This window comes from Wolbachia endosymbiont (group A) of Limnophora tigrina (assembly GCF_964263225.1).
GTDB lineage: Bacteria > Pseudomonadota > Alphaproteobacteria > Rickettsiales > Anaplasmataceae > Wolbachia.
Genome location: NZ_OZ181654.1, coordinates 913,541 through 934,173, shown reverse-complemented (window position 1 = coordinate 934,173; position 20,633 = coordinate 913,541). Strand labels below are relative to the sequence as shown.

Genomic DNA, 20,633 nt, shown 5'->3' with positions numbered 1-20,633 from the left:
AATAAAAGGATAACATTAATTTGCTCGTAGGGATATGAAAAGGTCTAACACTGAAATAACACCAAAGAGGCTACTTGAATCTAATTTACTATTCACAATCCCAGTTATTAGCTTGTTTTAATTGACTTTTTATCATAATTATGTAATAATTAAATAACTCTTTTAATATTGAAGGTAAAATCATGACAGGAGAATATGAATCACTGGAAAAAGTACTGAGGACGATTGAGGCTGAGAAAGATTTAAATCTCAATAATATAATTAAGAAAATACAAGAAGAACTAAAGAAACAGGATCAAGGTCTATATCAAGAGTGGAAGAAAGATGAATTTGATGTAAATCATGAATTTGATATTCTCCTATGCGAAAAGCAGAAGTTATTAATTATAGCTGCTCAGAATGGTTACACAAATACAGTAGGGGTTTTACTCGGAGCAGGAGCAGATGTTAATGCGAAAGATGGGTTGAATCGCACTGCTTTGCACTATGCTGCTTTGTGTGGTCGCAAAGAGATAGTAGAGTTTTTAATCTCAAAAGAAGCAGATGTTAATGCGAAAGATCGTTTTGAGCGCACTGCTTTGCACCATGCTGCTTTGTATGGTCGCAAAGAGATAGTAGAGTTTTTAACCTCAAAAGGAGCAGATGTTAATGCGAAAGATGGGTTGAATCGCACTGCTTTGCACTATGCTGCTTTTAATGATCACACAAAGATAAAAGAGGCTTTATTCGGAAGAGGAGCAGATTTTGATGTAGACGAACCTCTTTTTTTACATAATGATGCTAAGAATGGTCGCGTAGGTATAGTAGGGATTTTATTACAAGAAGGAACAAATGTTAATGCAGTAGATTTATATGGAAAGACTCCTTTAGATTATGCTAAGAATCAAGACTTAGTAAAAGCTCTATTAGACGCAGGAGGACGTTCTTTTGTGGAAGAACATAATAATAAGGCAATGATTGTGAAAGCACGTAATAAGGCAATGATTGCTAGTGGAGTAACTACATTATTAGGCACTGCCATAGCAGTGGCACTTTTTACAACTGGAACAATTACAGCTCGGTTGATACCTATAGTTATAGCAGTGGTTGCAGTTACAGCAGCAGCACTGGTAGTTGGTTGTGCTACATATGAATTGTTAAAGCCTAGTACTAAAGTTGATGGAGCAGAGAAATCATCTGCCGCCTTAATAAATGGACAGCAGGGAGTTACTAGCATTCCTTCATAGTAGAGCGCGTGACGCAGGTTCCTGGATCCCAGTGTCTGGGCACTGGGATGACAATGAAGGGGCTGCTTGAATAACAACGAAGGGTTATTTGGATAATAGCCGTACTTGATCTGGATTCCAGTGTCTAGGCACTGGGATGACAAGGGGGGATACTAGGATGACAACGAAGGTGCTGGAATGAAAGGAGTGTGAGATAAAGCTACTTGTATAACTGTTGCACATCCATAAACTCCTTCTCGTTTTGAATGCTGATGATAGTGTGAGTGTTGAGAGGTAAAGGGTCATTTATATGTCCATGGCCTACTCCTTTCATTGTAAATACTGGAAAGTTGACACTTTTTGCAAACCTTTCTTTTACAATTTCAACAAGATTATCATTATAACAGTTAACAAAGTCACCGAATATTACTGCATCTACTCCATCAAAAATATGAGCTTGTTTTAGGTGATCTAAACTTCGCTCAATTGAATATGGATAAACTTTTATGTCTTCTAAAAATAGAATTTTGTTTTTTGCGTTTATTTGCCAGGCAGTTCCTATGCTATTTTCAACCAAAGTCATATTACCACCGATGATTTTAGACTCTAATCTGCCATTTTTTAGTCTAACTCCATTATTTATCATCTTTAAGTTGTCAAATCTGATAGAGTTGTGTTGGTTAAGAATTAATTCTTTTAATTTTTCAACAGAACTTTCAGCAACGGAGTTATTTACTATCATTTCTAACATGGTGCCGTGAAGAGTTTGCCAATCATATTTAACTTGCAGATAAATATGTAAAGCAGTGATATCACTATAGCCTATAAGAATTTTTTTGTTTTGAGCAATTCTTTCTTTTTTATCATTGGGTAACTTTTCTAGATAGGGAATTAGCCGAGAAGCCCCTTCTCCTCCTCTGATACACCAAATTATTTTGCTATCATCAGTGAGCGCATTAACCAAATCATTCGCTCTAAACTCATCAGAGTTAGAATAAAATGGGTTGTCATTACTGTATATTTTCTCCGAAATGTGAGGATTAAAACCCAAAGTTTTTACGTATTCTCTTATAGTAGGCAGATCTGATTCTTTTCCTTTCGAAGAAGGAGCAATAATATCAACTTGATTTGCAGGATTAGTGAGTAAAAGGCATAGAAAATAAAGAATAAAGGAATACATTAAAATATCTTATGAAACTCTTGCTTTAATATATCATCTAATTCGCAAAGAGAAACTTTTACTCCTAGTTTTTCCATTGATGTAACGCCGTAATCTTTTAGTCCACAAGGAATAATACTCTTATAGTGGGAAAGGTTTGGAGAGACATTAAGTGCTATGCCATGATAAGTTACCCATTTTCTCAAGCGAATGCCAAAAGCTGCTATTTTTTCTTCTACTCCGTTGTTGTTCACCCAAATGCCTATTCTATCTTCCTTAAATTCCCCAAGTATATTAAAGTGTTTTAAAACATTTATGATCCAATTACTTAGGTCTCTGATATATAGTTTTATGTCACATTTGTTTCTTTTTTTAAGATTTAGCATTAAGTATATAATACGCTGCCCTGGACCGTGATATGTATATTTACCGCCCCTGCCTGTTTTATAGACAGGAAACAATTTTTCAATAATGTCATCATCTGTTGCACCGATTCCTGCAGTATAAAGTGGAGGGTGCTGGAGCAGCCATACTAGCTCGTCAGATAAATTATTGTAAATTTGTTGAATTTTTGCTTCCATGAATTTTATAGCATGGTTATAATCAGTAAATTGGTTAGAGATTAGCCATTCTGTCATATTCAATTTCTTTAGGTCTATCAATGTCATTCCAGTCTGGAATCCAGAAATTTGATTGTAGATAGCACACTGAACTGGTAAGCATAGCTGTTTTACGCTAAAAGGAACGTATTTGACTAAATTGTATAAAAAGATGGATCCTAGTGTCAAGCTACTTGGATGACAAATATGGGCTACTTGAATGGCACTATCGCAAACGAACTAGTGTCAGCTACTCAGATGATATCATTCTTGTAACACCAATTGATATAATTCAACTATAATTTTAATCTTTTAACAAATTTAATTTTTCAGGAGGCACATATGAATTTTAACATTTTTCAAAGAAAGAAAAGCAGTGAATACTCTGCTTTGCAACTAATGATGGAACCAAGTTGGAGTAGGCGTGATTATGTAAGTTTTGCTGAGGAAGGTTACATAAAAAATGTTATTGCCTTTCGAGCAATTAATATGATCGCAAGTGCTGCATCTTCGGTACCTTTTACTCTCTGCCAGCTTACTGACCAGGGAAAATCGCAACTAAAAGCACATCCGTTACTGAAGTTACTTTATTCTCCTAATCCAATGACATCAAAATCAGAATTTATTGAGGGGATTGTAACTTATCGATTAGTTAATGGCAATTCTTATATATTGATGATTGAGCCGCAAAACAGTAAAAAACCACCAGTGGAGCTTTATCTTCTGCGCCCTGATAGAGTTGAAATTGTTCCGGGGAGAAGTAACGTTCCTTATGCCTATCGTTATACCGTAAATAACAACAGTTATGACTTTAAAGTTGATAAATTGACTGGGCGTTCAACAGTACTGCATCTTAAAACCTTTAACCCTTTGAATGATTGGTATGGACTTTCACCAATTGAGGCAGCTGCATATAGTATAGATCAGCATAATCAGGCTGGTGCTTGGAATCAGGCAATGCTGCAAAATGGAGCAAGACCAAGTGGTGCAATAGTTGTAAAATCAGAAAAGGATGGAAGTGGTGGAAACTTAAGTCAAGAGCAATATCAACGCTTAAAAGCACAGATAAACGATCATTATTCAGGTCCTGTTAACGCTGGAAGACCAATATTACTTGAAGGGGGCCTAGAGTGGAAGGAGATGAGCTTATCACCGAGAGATATGGATTTTATTGAGTCTAAACACAGCTCAGCTCGTGATATTGCACTGGCTTTTGGCGTTCCGCCGCAGTTGCTTGGCATACCAGGTGATAATACTTATAGCAATTTGATCGAAGCACGTCTTTCCCTTTGGGAACAGACGATTTTACCAACGCTAGAAAATATTATCTGTCACCTGAATTCTTGGCTAGTGCCCAAGTTTGGTAAAGATTTATGTTTGTCATATGATAAAGACGCGATAGAAATTCTAATGGAGAAAAGACAAAAGATGTGGAAATACGTGCAAAACGCAAGCTTCATGACGCTCAATGAAAAAAGAGAAGCTTTTGGCTTGCCACCGTTACCCGGTGGTGATAAGTTGAATTGATATTTATATAGTGTAGATATTTATACTAAGCTGTAATAAACTGGGGGTATTTTATGTATCAAGAACAAGGAAATTCAGTAAGTAATTCTCGATTTACTCTTCCTCATATAGAATTGTTATCGACATGCAAAGCGAATGTTAATGCAGCAGATCATAAGGGTGCTACTCCCTTACATTATGCTGCTTGCGGAAACCGCTTAGAGGAAATGAAATTATTGCTTAAAAACGGAGCGAGTGTTAATGCAGTAGATCATAATGACGCTACTCCCTTACATTATGCTGCTTGCGGAAACCGCTTAGAGGAAATGAAATTATTGCTTAAAAACGGAGCAAATGTTAATGCAGTGGACAATTCTGGTTTTACTCCTTTGCATTTGTCTGTTTGTGAAGGCTACACGGAGATAACACAGTTATTGCTTGGAGAGACAGAGAGTCCAAGCACAAGCTGCAGCGACGCAAGCATTGAGAATGTACAAACAATCAATCAGTCTTATCATTGGTGAGAGTAGAACATCTTTTACTAAGGTCTAACTTAAAGATAGATGGTCCCTTAAATCCTACATCTAAATGAGTTAACTATTTTTCTTGCTAACTAAGGTGTTGTAAATTTGGTCTACATCAAAACTCATCTTAGGGCACCAAATAGGGCCATCTAAGTGTGCCTCGATATAAAGAGGACTATTATGATTTGGTAGTATGAAAAAGAGTCTGAATATAGAAATTAAGGAGAAATTAGATAAGATTAAATTAGAAGAGATAGAACCTGATGCTTGATCGATACTAAACTGTGAACTAGTTGAACATACACCACTGTTAATACTTACTTTTCCATTAATATTTTCAAAAAGCGTACTGCCATTATATATATCAACGTAAGCAAGCTTGGAAATTTCAGGTTTATTCTTACTGCTTAACAACTTAGTGATGAATGAATTAAAATCCACATTTGTAAACTCTATTTTCTGTGCTTGAAAGTTTACATTTCCTGATAAGTTACTAGCCCAATCATCAAAGCTTGTCCCTTGAGTTTTGATTTCACCACTTAAGCTTATCTTGCCATTTATGTTATTAACTCCTATAACTTCCTTGGTGTCCAAATTTGCAATAGAAAATTTTGTGTGAATTGAGCCTGCTTTTAGATAACCCTGAAAAAACATTTGTCCATGTTCTAGTATGTAACTTATCTGTTTGATAGTGATAGTGTTGTTTCTTATCACTGTATCCAAGTTAAAATCTTTTAAGACGTTTTGCCCAATTTTAAATTCTGTAGTTTTGATTTCCACGTTTGCATCAAAATCTCCTTTCTCATCTAAAAAATTAAGCTGCTTTGTTGACCATTGAATTTGATTTATTTCATTTCTTGAGTTTCTTTTTACCTCTAATAGTTTTGGTAATTTAAAGATATTTCCATTAAATTTATTACCTGTAAGGTTTACGTCTAATAAAGGCTTAGTGTATTTTTGATCCACTAATATTTTTACACTACCGGTAATGTCGAAATCTTCTCCGAATAACTTTATTTTATCTGCAACTAGCTTGTTCTCTTGTATTTTTAATGAAAAATCCAAATCTTCAATTTTTGTGCCATTGAATATAGAATCTTTAACACTAGTTCTTATATTTACATCATATTTAAGATTTTTCAGCCATTGCACTTTGCTGAATAATGAATAATCATATTTATCTATATTAATGTTATGTATGCTAAATTTGCTATCGATCATATTGTGTTTTTTTGTGTGATTTACCTTAATTGATCCTTGCCAAGATTCTTTGTTATTTAGCAATCTGATATCTGAAAGAGATAATATTCTAGGTGCTAAATATAGTTTAGAACTTGCTGTAAATTGACTTTTCTCTCTTTCTTGCATCTTGATAGAAGGTAAAATATGTGAGATGAACGACTCACCCTTTATCAATATATCACCATTAAATTCAGACAAGTTGCCATTGTTTGAAACTCTTCCTGATAAGCGAGATATATTATTGGTTCCAGGAAATTGAAGAAGAGTATCAACGTTTATTTCGCCATTAGCAAATTTTAGCGTAGCATGAAATTTGTCCAATATCCTGTTTTGATATTGAATATTTGAAGCTTCCATATTAAAATCCAAGCTCAGGTTCTTTGGCACAACCTCTCTAAAAGATTCTAAAAGACCCTTCATATCTGTTGTTTTGTGTGAGCCGTTTTTTAGGTCGACTTTACTAAAACTAATATTGATATTAGTATGATCACTTTTTCTATCATTTTGTATTATACCAGTGCCTTGCATGCTTTTGGACTCAATTTTTAAATCAGTTGCCGTAAACTCGCTTTCATTGAGATTGATATTGGATGATATCTCAATATTTTCGCTGGGAATCACATAAGAAAGGAAGCTAAGATTAATGATTTTTGCTAAATTGCTCACAGAACCGGAACTGTTATTGATTGTCAGTATTAAATTACCCTGTTGATTTCTATTACCTTTAAATAGCAAATTTGCAAAATTTGAATCAACACTAATGTGTACATTATTTTTTGTGACATTAACCTTTCCAGAAAAATCGTAATTGTTGTCACCAATCTGTACTTCACCAAAAAACTGCTTATTTTTTTTTATAGCAACTTCCTTGATGTTAATAGTATCGGCGTTAAAACTTATTTGGCTGTCCTTTATTAATATATCAACTATATTATCATTGGCTTTCGTATTTATAATATTAAGTAAATTTTCTTTGTTGCTTTTCATGCCCAAAAATGAGATTGACTTTGGTTGCAATGAAAATGAAAACAACGATGGCCTTATTTCAATTTCTTTTGCACTAATTAAATCTGATAATTTTTGTTCCTTGTTTTTGTTATATTGTACATATACATTGTAAATAGTAAGTTTTGGAGTAATGAGCGAAACTTCAATTTTTCCTCCAACATGTACTTTAGCATCATACGTCTTCTCTAACTCTTTTACGATATATTCTCTGTAGCCACTCCAATCCTTAAAAGTTGCAGCAACGTGCATGAGAATTAATAGAAACAAGATTGATGATATGGCGTATAAAGAAAGTTTCATAATAGACCTCTCATTCCAGCATCCCTTCTCTTCTTGTCATCCCAGTCTGGGATCCAGGAAATTTGATTAGACATTAAGTTAATTAGCAAAAAAGTAGCTATTCTTATGTTAAAACACAGCATTTTTACATGAGAAGCTGGTCTGATGAGCACTGGGTTCCCAGTGGAAATTGCTCTCAAACCACAACACTCATACAGTTGTGTGTGTGACACTGTGATCCAGCGTGACTTAAATAAGGTTTTCCAGATTATATAATCAACAAAATTTCTGGATCCCAGTGTCAAGCACTGGGATGACAGGAATAGGTGCTGGGATGACAGGAATAGGTTATGGGATGAAAGGAGTGGATATTGGAATAGTAGCTGAAATGACATATAGCAATACAAAGGGTGTAATTTATACATATTTCAAATTATTCAAATTTCCTCTAAAAATTAGGTAAAGAGTGCTAGAATAAATAATAACACTCAAAGCTATTAAAGTTACTAAATAAACAATATGAGCTAGCCCTCTATCGAAAAACAACCCTGCTGATAAGTAATTAGAGAGATAAAGAACTATTGACATAACCAATGTTGCAGTGAGAATTTTTACAATATTTAGTAATAATGCTTGGCTAATCTTATACATCTTATTTATTGTTAAATAATTAATCAATAAAATAGAATTTATCCAAGTGGAAATGGAAGTAGCAATAGCAATTCCTATATGTTGGTATTTGTTCATTAATATGAGATTTAGTATTACATTAATTCCAAGGCACGTTAATGAGAACATAGTTGGTATTTTTAGCTTTCCCCTAGCAAAGAATGTGGGTAGCAATACTTTATTTATAATAAATGCGGGTAAAGAAAGAGAAAATGCTACTAATGTAGGAACAGTTTGCTGCACTGCATAATAATCAAATCGGCCGTAAGAAAAAAGCGTAAGTAAAATTATGTCAGGAATAATGATAAAAGCAGCAGTTATTGGCATAATTAATATTAACCCTATATTAAGGGCCTTGTTCTGTATTTTGACTATATTCTCAGTATCATTTATTCGTTTTGAAATCAGAGGAAGAAGTACTGTACCAATTGCAGTGCCAATTACTCCTTGCGGTAGTTGATTTAGTCTATCGGCATAATATATATAAGAAACTGCATTTGGTATAAAACTCGCCATGATTGTGTCAATCCATACACTTATTTGTATTACACAATTGTTGATAATTGCAGGTATCACACGTTTAAAAAATAATTTTACTTCGTTACTTAATTCTAAACTAAAAGAAAAGAAAGCCTTTAATTTGTATGCACTAAATATTATTAAAAGTAGCTGCAAAATCCCTCCAATCAGGACAGCTATAGAAAGGTTATGAGCCGGTGTTTCAATGTAAGGTAAAAACAAACTGATGATTAAACAGAGGTTCAAAATGATTGGTGAAATAGCTGTTGAAGCAAAATGCTGTTTTACTTGCAACATTCCACCAATAAGTGATGCGATTGACACGAAGATTATGTAGGGCATCATAATTTTCGACAAAGTTACAGTAAAGGTAAATTTATTTTGGTCAAATCCAGGAGTGAAGATTTTGATCATGTAAGGGAAGAAGGTTTGTGTGATAAGGCAAAAAATTACTAGAATAATAAACGTAATGGATATTACACTACTTGCGAAATTAAATGCCTTTTTATTATCATATGACTCTGCAGAGTATAATGGTATGAATGAGGTAGTAAATGCTCCCTCTGCAAAAAACGATCGAAATAAATTAGCAAAGCGAAACGAGGAAAAGAATATATCTGCAAGAGAAGTTGCACCAATAACTGTAGCAATCAATACATCTCTTATTAGCCCTAAAATTCTTGAAATAGCTGTAAAAAAACTAAATGTGAAAATACTTTTAAACATATCACGATTTCAATACGATTAACTATAATGCTAAAAGCATAAATGAAAATGTTTATTCGCTAAACTTAAAACTCTATGCAAAAGTAGGTAGCTTAAATAATTAATTGACTATTTATGCTTGTGTGTTAGAAATTTTATACCTTGGCGGGCGTAGCTCAGTTGGTAGAGCGTCAGTTTGTGGTACTGAATGTCGCCAGTTCAATCCTGGTCGCTCGCCCCACTAAAAATTTCCACTTTACATAAATATAAACATTAGATATTTTTGCACGTCCGTTAGCATTCCTTGTTGCTTTAGTATTTAGATGGCGGAGGGGAAGTTTGCGATTTAGAGTAAAAATGATGCCTATTAATTAGTGAGAGGGATTGTATGTATATTTGTTTGTTAGCTTATAGTATAGTGTCAGCACTAGGAGTATTAGCTTGGTGGTTAAGTTTTGACACTTCATCACCTTTAGCCATAGGTGGAATTGCTGGTTGTATAGCTCCAGCATTGATTGCGATTTTTCACGTAGGATGTTTGCTATATAAGTTTTGCAAAAGAGATCCTATTGAGGAGGATCATGGAAAAGTAGCAAATTTTTTGAGTTTGATGATATCTACAAGCGCTGCAATTGGAGTTACACTTGCTGGAAGCATAGCTGCTATTTTTCCTAATCCAAAAATAGGATTTACATTAATAAGTGGAATGATAGGGCTGATAGCACCGATTTTAGGGCTTTTTGCAACTGTAGCTATAGTGCATTGTGTAGATGAAACAGCAATTAAATCTGCAGTAAGTGCAATTTCGATTACAGATTCTACATATGTCAAAATATCTCAGGAAGAAGAAGTAGATGAATGTATTACCTTTCCGGAAGAAGAAGTTAATAAAAGTATCATCTTTCCCAAAGTTGAAAAAGTTTTTTCTGCGAGAGAGACGGCAGTTTGAGCTAAGTTAGTGTGCAATGTTGTAATCTGTAAAATTTGACATCAATCACTGATAGTTGGAATATTATAGAGTAGGAATTACTCAAGAAAATGCATAAGTACGATGTAGTGGTAGTAGGTGGCGGTCATGCCGGGTGTGAAGCAGCTACAGCTGCAGCTCGCCTTGGTGCAAACACACTACTTATAACTCACAAAATTTCAACTATAGGAGAGATGTCTTGTAATCCAGCAATTGGAGGAGTTGCAAAGGGTGTTGTAGTTAGAGAAGTAGACGCCCTTGATGGAATAATGGGGAGAGCTATCGACCGAGCAAGCATACACTCGGTCGTTTTAAATGGCAGCAGAGGCGCAGCGGTATGGGGCCCACGTGCACAGGCAGACCGAAAATTATACAAAAAAGCAATACAGGAAATTATTCTAAATTATAACAACTTGACAGTAAAAGAAGAGTCAGTTGACGATTTTCTTATCGAAAGTGATAGCAATGGAGAATCTTATATAAAAGCTGTAATAACAGACTCAGGTGAACGTATACTGACAAGCAGAGTTGTTTTGACTACAGGGACTTTTTTACGTGGTGTGATTCATATAGGAGAGCAAACAACTCCTTCTGGAAGAATGGGAGATAAACCTGCAATAGAGCTTGCAAATACGCTAAAGAAGTATGATTTTAAACTGGGCAGATTACGTACCGGAACTCCACCGAGGCTTGATCGTGGCACTATAAACTGGTCGGTATTACAAGAACAAGTGGGTGACAATCCACCTACACCATTTTCTTATCTTACAGAGAAAATTAACCAGCCTCAGGTTTCATGTTTTATTACTCATACTAATGAACATACACACAAAGTAATTCGAGAGAATCTTCACAGATCAGCTTCTTCATATTTAGATAACGTTATTGCACCAAGATACTGCCCATCAATTGAAACTAAAGTTAAAAAATTTGCAGAAAAAAATAATCACCAAATATTTCTAGAACCAGAAGGGATTGATGATAACACTATATATCCAAATGGAATTTCAAATTCATTGCCCATCGAAGTGCAGTATGAAATGATAAAGAGTATAAAAGGGCTTGAAAATGCAGAAATATTAAGACCTGGATATGCAGTTGAATACGATTATATCGATCCACGAGAGCTATTTCATACTCTCGAAACTAAGAAAGTTAAAGGACTATATTTTGCTGGTCAAATTAATGGTACCACTGGATATGAAGAAGCAGCCGGGCAGGGAATTATTGCCGGAATCAATGCAGCATTCTCTTTATCTCAAAAAAGTTTTGTTCTTCATCGTACAGACTCATATATCGGTGTAATGATAGACGACTTGGTCACTAAGGGAATTGCTGAGCCTTACAGATTATTCACCTCGCGTGCAGAATATAGACTGGCAATCAGGTCAGATAATGCAGATAGAAGATTGACACAAAAAGGTTATGACATCTCTCTTGTGTCGCATGAGAGATACTCTGTTTTGCAGGGTAAACTTAAATCCATTAAGCAACTTGAGGAGAAATTAGAGAGCCTAACAATTACTCCTGAGCAGCTCAGGTCCTATGGCATTAAAATATCTTATGATGGAATAAGAAAAACAGCATTAAATTTGCTCGGTTATCCAAATATTGACTGGAATAAATTACGAGAAATATGGCCAGAGTTAAACATGGATTCCAGTGTCAGCTACTTGCATAACACCAAAGCACCTCTTCCTGTCATCCAAGTAGCTGACACTGGGATCCAGTACTTGAATGATGATAGAATGGATGCAGTTGACACTGAAAAAAATGTAGATTCCAGCGTCATGTGCTGGAATAACACTATAACTGATAGCATAGCCAAGAATGAAATATATGAAGCAGTTGCAATTGAAGCAAAATACAAGCCTTATTTAGTAAGACAAGAAGCCGATATGAAGTTTCTACAAGAGGAAGTTAATACTCAAATTCCAACTAATTTCAACTACTCACAGATTAAAGGCTTGTCAACTGAAGTGATAGAAAAGTTGCAGTCAATAAAGCCAGCAACAATTGGTATTGCGAAGCAAATACAAGGTATCACTCCAGCAGCGATAGTTAGCATATTAGTGTACCTTAGGAATAAGAAAACGAAAATAGCTGCTAATTCTGCGTAACATGTCAAAAATCGAAGAATTTCGCTCTTTTATGCACGAAATAAATGTTGATGCATTTATGTTGCATACTAAAGACGAGTATTTAAATGAATATTCAAAAGAGTTAGCAGAGTTATGTGGCTTCACGGGAACAAATGGGCTACTTATCGTTACAAAGAGTAATAAGTGCCCATTTTTTACAGATGGACGCTATATCACACAAGCTCGCAGTCAGCTCGATCAGGGCAGTTTTCGAGTATATAATATACAAGAAGAGGATCCACACAAATGGGTAAAAGCAAACTTAACATTGACTACCTCACTGGGTTACTATCCGCAATATTTTACTATGAAGGACATAAGAAAATATGAAGGCATTTGTAAACTAGTACCATACTTAATTAAAAAAGATAGTAGTCATAAAGCACAAACAATAGTCTCACATGTATCTGGTGAGAGTGGTAAGGATAAATGTGAAAGAGTAGCTAAAAACATAGAGGCTGAAGCAGTGCTTCTGACTGATCCAAATTCAATTTCGTGGTTATTAAATTTAAGAAATGAAAGTTCTGAATATACTCCTTGTATATTGGGTCGTGCAATACTTTATAAAAACGGCAATGTTGATTTATTTATTCAAGATAAAGAACATTCAACTATAGAAGCAAATTTTGATAACCATATAAATGTTTTTGATATTAGTGAGCTAGAAAATTCACTACATAAGTTAAATTTGGTGGTGATAGATCCAAGCACGACTCCAATGAGCATTATGAATGCAATAGATCCCTTGTATAACCATTATTTAAATGAAAAATCAGCTTCGGTGTCATTCCAGTGCTTGACCAGAAATAAAAAAGCATGGATCCCAGTGTCAAGCACTGGGATGACAATAAGTAATGAAAGAGGTCTAATAGAAAATAAGCAGATAATTGAGAAGGAGGATCCTTGTTTGATTCACAAAGCAGTAAAAAATCAAACTGAAATAACTGGAGCTATAAGTGCGCACATCAAAGATGGAGTAGCAGTTATAAATTTTCTATATTGGCTTGAAAACAATATTGACAGTGAAATTACTGAGCTTGAAGCTGAAGAAAAAGTTTTAGAATACAGAAAAGAGCAGAATTTGTTTAAGCAATCGAGTTTTCCAACAATTTCAGCATTCAACGAGAATGGAGCAATCATTCATTATCGTGCAAGCAATAAGACAAATAAAGCTATTAAAAAAGATGGACTATATTTGATCGATTCTGGTGGTCAGTACCTTGATGGTACAACCGATATTACAAGAACTATAGCAGTTGGTAGTCCAACCAATGAGCAACGAGCTCACTACACAATAGTACTAAAAGCTCACATTGCGATAGCAAGTGCGGTCTTTCCTTCTGGCACTACTGGTGGAGAATTGGACATATTAGCGCGTATACATTTATGGAAATTTGGAATGGATTACATGCACGGTACAGGACATGGAGTAGGAAGTTACCTTTCGGTACACGAAGGACCGCAAGCAATATCAAGAGGAAATAAAGTGGAACTCATTCCAGGCATGATACTTTCTAACGAGCCTGGTTATTATATTCCAGGAAAGTATGGAATAAGAATTGAGAATCTGATGTATATTGAAAGGCGAGAAAACGTCTTTTTAAGCTTTAAACAATTGACCTCTGTTCCTTATGATAAAAAGCTAATAGATATACAAATGCTTACTGAAGATGAAGTTAAATGGATAAATAGCTATCACCAATTTGTTTATAAAAATATAGAAAATGGCATAAAAGATAAGGAATGGTTAAAGAGAGTATGTGAACCTTTAAAATAGTTAATTTGTCATTTAATCAAGTATTAATATAGTTGTTCTTGTATTGTTTTTAATTAAAAACAATATATAATATTAGTTTCAAATAGGTGTAATTATGACAGATAAAATGCAAGATGATGAATTTATGAAGCAGTACATGGATACTTGCAAAGAGCAAATAGAAAAATTGGCAAGCGACCCTAATTTGCTTCAACAGACCTTAAAGCCATTCATGCAAATGTCTCAGCAACTTATGGCTGGCGGTATGCTAGAAGGAAATATGCCTAGCATGATACCTGATATGGGTGGTATGGATATCAACAAGATGATTGCTCAGATGAAGGAAATGTATGATTACATAAAGAGTAATCACAAAGAGCTCATGAGAAAAGATGTTTCACAAATTCAAGAGCTTGATGATTCCAGCAGAAGATTGAGAGGCTTGGTCAAGAAATTGATAGAGAAAGTTGAAGCTAAGTAGTATTTATTCATATCAAAGAGCTATAGCAGTAGTGAGGTCTTGTTCCTCAAATTTAGTATTACCATAAAGTTAAATATAAACATAAAGGGATGAAGAGATGATTGAACTACAAAGCCAAGAAATTTGTCCAAATGGAAATAAGAAAAATTTGATTATTTTTTTTCATGGTTGGGGTTCAAGTGGCGATAATTTCGCTCACCTTGCTAAAGTTATGAGCAAATTTTTACCCGATTCATGTTTTGTGGTACCGAATGCTCCGTTTGAGAGGGAAATAGGTGATGGTTATCAGTGGTTTAGTTTAGAGGATCGTAGTGAAGAAGCACTATATAATGGGGTGAAAAATGCTGCATCAATTGTAAATCATTTTATTGATACAAAATTAAAGGAGCTTAATTTAAAAGATACTCAGCTTTCTTTAGTTGGATTTTCTCAAGGGGCAATGCTTGCAATACATGTGGCTCTTACCCGGCTTCAGTCTTATGCGTCAGTTGTTGCGTATTCTGGTAGATTTCTTTCGCCTTCAAAAACTGCACCGGAGATCAAATCAAAACCTAACATATGTATTATTCATGGTGACGCTGATGATGTGGTACCTTTTTCTTCCCTTGATTTAGCGGTTAAAGCTCTGAAAGAAAATGGAGTAAACGCTCAAGGATACCCAATTCATGGATTAGGCCATATTATTAATGAAGAAGGAATAAGGTTAGGGGTTGAGTTTATCAAGAAGAATTTTGGAAATTAATTTCCATGCACTTGTTTTGCTTTGGTTACGGATATGTAGCTAAATTTCTATCGAAAAAATTGCTAAATTTAGGCTGGAAAGTTAACGGTACATCAAGAAATAAAGATATACAACTTTTTGATTATGAAAAGGTTGATCAAGATCTGCTTAAAAGCGTAACGCATGTTTTAGTTTCTATTCCTCCAGACGGCGATGATGTTATGGAGAGATACGGTCATTGTCTGGAGAGTATTAAATGGCTTGGTTATCTGTCTGCAACTAATGTTTATGGTGACCACTGTGGTAATTGGGTGAATGAGGAATCTGAAACAAAGCCTATAGAAATTAGAGGAGAAAAGCGCCTTGAGTCTGAAAAGAAGTGGCTAAGTAGCAAATTGCCTGTACATATTTTTCGTTTGGCTGGGATATATGGTCCTGGTAGAAATGCGCTAATTGACCTGCAGCTTGGCAAAGCAAGAAATGTGAAAAAAATTTTTTCTCGTGTTCATGTTGAAGATATATCGAATATTTTATTTTCTTCCATGCAAAATATAAAGCCTTATGAGATATACAATTGTGCAGATGATTTACCTGCTACGCAATCTGAAGTGGTCACGTATGCAGCCGAGCTTCTCAATATTAGCCCTCCAGAGCCAGTTGAGATTTCTTCCGTACCAAATTACGCACGGGGTTTTTATTTAGGGTCAAAAAAAGTAAGCAATACTAAAATTAAAAAAGACCTTGGTGTCTCTCTAGTTTATCCTGATTACAAGGTGGGTTTAAAGAGTTTGTATATATTAGAATAGAGAAAATAGATTGCCAGATGCAAAAATTTTTCTTGAATGTTCCTTGTTTTGATGTAGTACCACTAGGCATACTATTATATAGAGGTAAATATGTTCAGCAATCAATCGCTCCCGGTTGAAAATATTCTATTACATCAAGCCGCTTATAATGGTAACATAAATGAAGTTAGGTTATTACTTAATGTAAAAACTGATATCAATATCAAGGATAAAAAAGGATTTACAGCCTTGCATTTTGCTGTTTATTCAGGACATTTAGACGTAGTAAAGTTACTAATCAGTAAAGAAGCTAATATTCATGCAAGAACTACTAAAGGCAGTACAGTTTTACACTTTGCTGTTGTAGCTAAAAGCAAAGCTATAGTAGAGGAGTTAATTAAAGCGGGAGCTGATCCCAATATAAAAGACTGTACTGATGGTAAGACACCTTTACATATTGCTGCTCAAAATGGACTTGTAGAAGTTGTAAAGGTGTTACTTAATACTCAAGAAATTGAGATTGATGCTAAAGACAATGAATTTGGTATAACAGCTCTGTACTTAGCCTCTCAGAACGGACATACTGAAATAGTTGAACTATTAATTAGCACAAAAAATGCTGATGTTAACATAGTAGATAAAAAAAATAATGTCACACCCTTGTATCTAGCTGCTCAGAATGGGCATGAAGCAGTAGTCAAGTTGCTTCTTGATAATGGTGCAAAGGTCAATGGCTGTAATGTCGATAGAGATCCTTTAAGTGTAGCTATCAAGAATGGCCATAAGAAAATAGTTGAGTTATTACTTAGTATAGAAGGAATAAATGTCAATATTGGCGATAAGATTGGCAATACACCTCTACATATAGCAGCTATAACAGGCCGCAAAGAAATAGCAAGATTACTATTAGCAAAAGGAGCTGATGCTAATATTAAAAACCATTCAGGAGATACTCCTTTACAAATAGCTGAGATAATTGAAAACTCTACAGTTTTTATGCTTGAAAAGGATACAAATTCAGTACTTCTTGTGAAAAAAGGAGTTAAGGAGCTTTTGTCACAACATGTGAAGAACAACAAACCTAGCTCATCAGTAGATGAAATTGACGTATCTGTTCAGCAGAGTAGCAAAATAAGATAGATGAGAAAACTAGTTTGTGACATTGGCGTCCAGTTAAATTTACATGGATTCCAGTGTCAAGCACTGGAATGACATTATGGAAGCTGTGATGACAAGGAAGGAAGCACTAGAAAGAAATGGGTGTCACGCACTGGGATGACATTATGGGAACTGAGATACAAGAAAAGAAACACTGGTTTGACATGCATCTGAACAGATACTCTCAGTGATGTAAATTCAACGTGTCCGTTCAGCAGAGCGGCAAAATAAGGTAGACAAAGCAAGATAATAAAGATAATCATAGGGTAAATATGAGGTAATATGGTAAACCTTTTAGAACTCTGCAAAAATTTACAGCAAAAAATAGAAAAGTTAGAAGCAAAAATAGAAAGATTGGAAAGAGAGAATGAAAGTTTAAAAGCAGAGCATGAGGCTTTAAAGATAGAGAACGCTGAATTAAAGGAAAGGCTAGGTTTAAATTCAAAAAACTCATCAATTCCCAATTCAAAAGAATTATACAAAATGAAAAAGGAAAAGCCAAAAAGCGAAAGAAAGATTGGTGGTCAAGTTGGGCATAAGGGTAATTATCGTGCTAAAATGGAAGCAGATGAGGTGATAAAGATAGAGTTGTCACCTACTTGCGAATGCGGAGGGAAGATTGCAATATGCGAAAAACCTTATATTCATCAGAAAGTAGATCTTCCGGAGATTAAGGCTTATGTAATGGAATATCAGTTGGAACATGGCCGTTGTCAGAGATGCGGAAAAAGAAGAAGTAGCAAGTTACCAGAGGGTGTTACGCCAGATACATTTGGCCCAAGGGTTAAGTCAGTAGTTGCAGCACTCAGTGGGTTTTATAAAAATTCAAAGCGCGAAGTAGCTAGCATCATAAATGATATCTTCAATTTGAACATAAGCGTCGGTAGCATATCAAATAGTGAACATAGAGTTGCTTCAAAATGCAAAAAAATGTATGAGCAGATCGAACAAGAGATAAGTAGGAGTAAAGTTCTACATATTGATGAAACGAGCCATTATAACAAAGGTAAACTCGCTTGGTGTTGGATGTTTGCAAGCAATACGGCAAGTTTTGTGAAGTTGACAGAGTCAAGGGGAATGAAAGTTTTAAAAAATAGTGTATGCTGCAATCGTAATAGCTTGGTAGTAACCGACAGATATGCAGCATACAACTACTTTGCTGATGAAAGAAGGCAAATCTGTTGGGCACACTTAGCAAGGGATTTTGAAAGATTAGCGCATAGTTGGAAATTTGAAGTTAAAGTTCTGGGCTGTTACTTGAGAAATGTAGCCACTGAGTTATTTGCACTGAAAAAAGCTTTACTAAAAAATGAGATAGATGTTTCAAGATTTATTAGACGTGCCAAGAAATTGCGAAAACGTACAAGGTATTATTTGAAGGAAATATCTCGCTTACCTGAAGCAATTGGAGCGTCTCGAGTTGCAAAGAATATTTTGAAATCTGAAAGAATGATGTGGAAATTTTTAGATGACCCAGAAAATACTCCGCTGACAAATAATCACGCTGAACGGCAAATACGGCATTATGTCGTTTATCGCAAAAATTCATATTTTACACAATCAGAACGAGGAAACTCATTCCTTGAGCAAATAATTTCGTTATACTTAACATGGAAACAGAGGAGGCTAAACCCTTTTCACAATCTTCTATCTATCGTTTCTTAAACCACTCTGCTGAACGGATACAATTCAACTTTACCCGTGTCCGTTCAGCAGAGCGGCAAAATAAGGTAGACAAAGCAAGATAATAAAGATAATCATAGGGTAAATATGAGGTAATATGGTAAACCTTTTAGAACTCTGCAAAAATTTACAGCAAAAAATAGAAAAGTTAGAAGCAAAAATAGAAAGATTGGAAAGAGAGAATGAAAGTTTAAAAGCAGAGCATGAGGCTTTAAAGATAGAGAACGCTGAATTAAAGGAAAGGCTAGGTTTAAATTCAAAAAACTCATCAATTCCCAATTCAAAAGAATTATACAAAATGAAAAAGGAAAAGCCAAAAAGCGAAAGAAAGATTGGTGGTCAAGTTGGGCATAAGGGTAATTATCGTGCTAAAATGGAAGCAGATGAGGTGATAAAGATAGAGTTGTCACCTACTTGCGAATGCGGAGGGAAGATTGCAATATGCGAAAAACCTTATATTCATCAGAAAGTAGATCTTCCGGAGATTAAGGCTTATGTAATGGAATATCAGTTGGAACATGGCCGTTGTCAGAGATGCGGAAAAAGAAGAAGTAGCAAGTTACCAGAGGGTGTTACGCCAGATACATTTGGCCCAAGGGTTAAGTCAGTAGTTGCAGCACTCAGTGGGTTTTATAAAAATTCAAAGCGCGAAGTAGCTAGCATCATAAATGATATCTTCAATTTGAACATAAGCGTCGGTAGCATATCAAATAGTGAACATAGAGTTGCTTCAAAATGCAAAAAAATGTATGAGCAGATCGAACAAGAGATAAGTAGGAGTAAAGTTCTACATATTGATGAAACGAGCCATTATAACAAAGGTAAACTCGCTTGGTGTTGGATGTTTGCAAGCAATACGGCAAGTTTTGTGAAGTTGACAGAGTCAAGGGGAATGAAAGTTTTAAAAAATAGTGTATGCTGCAATCGTAATAGCTTGGTAGTAACCGACAGATATGCAGCATACAACTACTTTGCTGATGAAAGAAGGCAAATCTGTTGGGCACACTTAGCAAGGGATTTTGAAAGATTAGCGCATAGTTGGAAATTTGAAGTTAAAGTTCTGGGCTGTTACTTGAGAAATGTAGCCACTGAGTTATTTGCACTGAAAAAAGCTTTACTAAAAAATGAGATAGATGTTTCAAGATTTATTAGACGTGCCAAGAAATTGCGAAAACGTACAAGGTATTATTTGAAGGAAATATCTCGCTTACCTGAAGCAATTGGAGCGTCTCGAGTTGCAAAGAATATTTTGAAATCTGAAAGAATGATGTGGAAATTTTTAGATGACCCAGAAAATACTCCGCTGACAAATAATCACGCTGAACGGCAAATACGGCATTATGTCGTTTATCGCAAAAATTCATATTTTACACAATCAGAACGAGGAAACTCATTCCTTGAGCAAATAATTTCGTTATACTTAACATGGAAACAGAGGAGGCTAAACCCTTTTCACAATCTTCTATCTATCGTTTCTTAAACCACTCTGCTGAACGGATACCTTTACCCCATTTGCAACCATCAGG

16 protein-coding genes and 1 tRNA gene are annotated in these 20,633 nt (G+C 35.1%); 13 read left to right on the top strand and 4 right to left on the bottom strand.

Features of this window, described 5'->3' with window-relative positions:
* The first annotated feature begins 182 nt into the window (after nt 1-182).
* A complete protein-coding gene (locus ACE38P_RS04295; RefSeq protein WP_374699574.1) occupies nt 183-1,226 on the top strand; it encodes an ankyrin repeat domain-containing protein in 1,044 nt (347 codons plus the stop codon).
* 199 nt (nt 1,227-1,425) lie between these two features.
* Here the strand turns inward: ACE38P_RS04295 and ACE38P_RS04290 are convergent, their stop codons facing one another.
* Both ACE38P_RS04290 and lipB read right to left on the bottom strand, forming a co-directional pair.
* On the bottom strand, nt 1,426-2,385 hold the full coding sequence (locus ACE38P_RS04290) for an LD-carboxypeptidase (RefSeq protein WP_374699573.1): 960 nt from the start codon (nt 2,383-2,385) through the stop codon (nt 1,426-1,428).
* Nucleotides 2,385-3,032, bottom strand: a complete 648-nt coding sequence (lipB, locus tag ACE38P_RS04285) for a lipoyl(octanoyl) transferase LipB (protein ID WP_374699572.1) — start codon at nt 3,030-3,032, stop codon at nt 2,385-2,387. Before lipB ends, ACE38P_RS04290 begins: the two co-directional genes overlap by 1 nt.
* A 273-nt stretch (nt 3,033-3,305) precedes the next feature.
* On the opposite strand from lipB, the gene ACE38P_RS04280 reads away from it, so the two are divergent.
* Both ACE38P_RS04280 and ACE38P_RS04275 read left to right on the top strand, forming a co-directional pair.
* On the top strand, nt 3,306-4,490 hold the full coding sequence (locus ACE38P_RS04280; RefSeq protein WP_374699571.1) for a phage portal protein: 1,185 nt from the start codon (nt 3,306-3,308) through the stop codon (nt 4,488-4,490).
* Between the two features lie 53 nt (nt 4,491-4,543).
* Nucleotides 4,544-4,993, top strand: a complete 450-nt coding sequence (locus ACE38P_RS04275) for an ankyrin repeat domain-containing protein (protein WP_064085664.1) — start codon at nt 4,544-4,546, stop codon at nt 4,991-4,993.
* A 69-nt stretch (nt 4,994-5,062) separates the two neighbouring features.
* On the opposite strand, the gene ACE38P_RS04270 is transcribed toward ACE38P_RS04275, so the two are convergent.
* Entirely contained in the window at nt 5,063-7,543 is a 2,481-nt protein-coding gene (locus ACE38P_RS04270; RefSeq protein ID WP_374699570.1) for an AsmA-like C-terminal region-containing protein, read from the bottom strand.
* Nucleotides 7,544-7,939: 396 nt separating this feature from the next.
* Entirely contained in the window at nt 7,940-9,436 is a 1,497-nt protein-coding gene (murJ, locus tag ACE38P_RS04265; protein ID WP_374699569.1) for a murein biosynthesis integral membrane protein MurJ, read from the bottom strand.
* A 144-nt stretch (nt 9,437-9,580) separates the two neighbouring features.
* Between murJ and ACE38P_RS04260 the strand changes: the two genes are divergently transcribed.
* From ACE38P_RS04260 to tnpC (ACE38P_RS04215), 10 genes are all read left to right on the top strand, one after another.
* A tRNA-His gene (locus ACE38P_RS04260) sits at nt 9,581-9,656 on the top strand.
* 147 nt (nt 9,657-9,803) lie between these two features.
* Nucleotides 9,804-10,364 (top strand): hypothetical protein, encoded by a 561-nt coding sequence (locus tag ACE38P_RS04255; RefSeq protein WP_264375806.1) that lies wholly within the window; start codon nt 9,804-9,806, stop codon nt 10,362-10,364.
* An 89-nt stretch (nt 10,365-10,453) separates the two neighbouring features.
* Nucleotides 10,454-12,502: a tRNA uridine-5-carboxymethylaminomethyl(34) synthesis enzyme MnmG gene (gene mnmG, locus ACE38P_RS04250; protein WP_374699568.1), complete on the top strand. Its 2,049-nt coding sequence runs from the start codon at nt 10,454-10,456 to the stop codon at nt 12,500-12,502.
* Nucleotide 12,503: 1 nt separating this feature from the next.
* Nucleotides 12,504-14,300, top strand: coding sequence for a M24 family metallopeptidase (locus ACE38P_RS04245; RefSeq protein ID WP_374699567.1), 1,797 nt, complete (start codon nt 12,504-12,506; stop codon nt 14,298-14,300).
* Between the two features lie 94 nt (nt 14,301-14,394).
* On the top strand, nt 14,395-14,760 hold the full coding sequence (locus tag ACE38P_RS04240) for a hypothetical protein (RefSeq protein WP_264730177.1): 366 nt from the start codon (nt 14,395-14,397) through the stop codon (nt 14,758-14,760).
* Between the two features lie 97 nt (nt 14,761-14,857).
* Nucleotides 14,858-15,502 (top strand): alpha/beta hydrolase, encoded by a 645-nt coding sequence (locus ACE38P_RS04235; RefSeq protein WP_374699566.1) that lies wholly within the window; start codon nt 14,858-14,860, stop codon nt 15,500-15,502.
* Between the two features lie 5 nt (nt 15,503-15,507).
* A complete protein-coding gene (locus ACE38P_RS04230) occupies nt 15,508-16,287 on the top strand; it encodes an SDR family oxidoreductase (protein ID WP_374699565.1) in 780 nt (259 codons plus the stop codon).
* Between the two features lie 90 nt (nt 16,288-16,377).
* Nucleotides 16,378-17,406, top strand: coding sequence for an ankyrin repeat domain-containing protein (locus ACE38P_RS04225; RefSeq protein WP_374699564.1), 1,029 nt, complete (start codon nt 16,378-16,380; stop codon nt 17,404-17,406).
* Between the two features lie 300 nt (nt 17,407-17,706).
* Nucleotides 17,707-19,089 carry an IS66 family transposase gene (tnpC, locus tag ACE38P_RS04220; RefSeq protein WP_374699286.1) on the top strand — a complete coding sequence of 461 codons (1,383 nt, stop codon included), beginning with the start codon at nt 17,707-17,709 and terminating at the stop codon, nt 19,087-19,089.
* Between the two features lie 115 nt (nt 19,090-19,204).
* Nucleotides 19,205-20,587: an IS66 family transposase gene (tnpC, locus tag ACE38P_RS04215; protein ID WP_374699286.1), complete on the top strand. Its 1,383-nt coding sequence runs from the start codon at nt 19,205-19,207 to the stop codon at nt 20,585-20,587.
* Nucleotides 20,588-20,633: the final 46 nt, after the last annotated feature.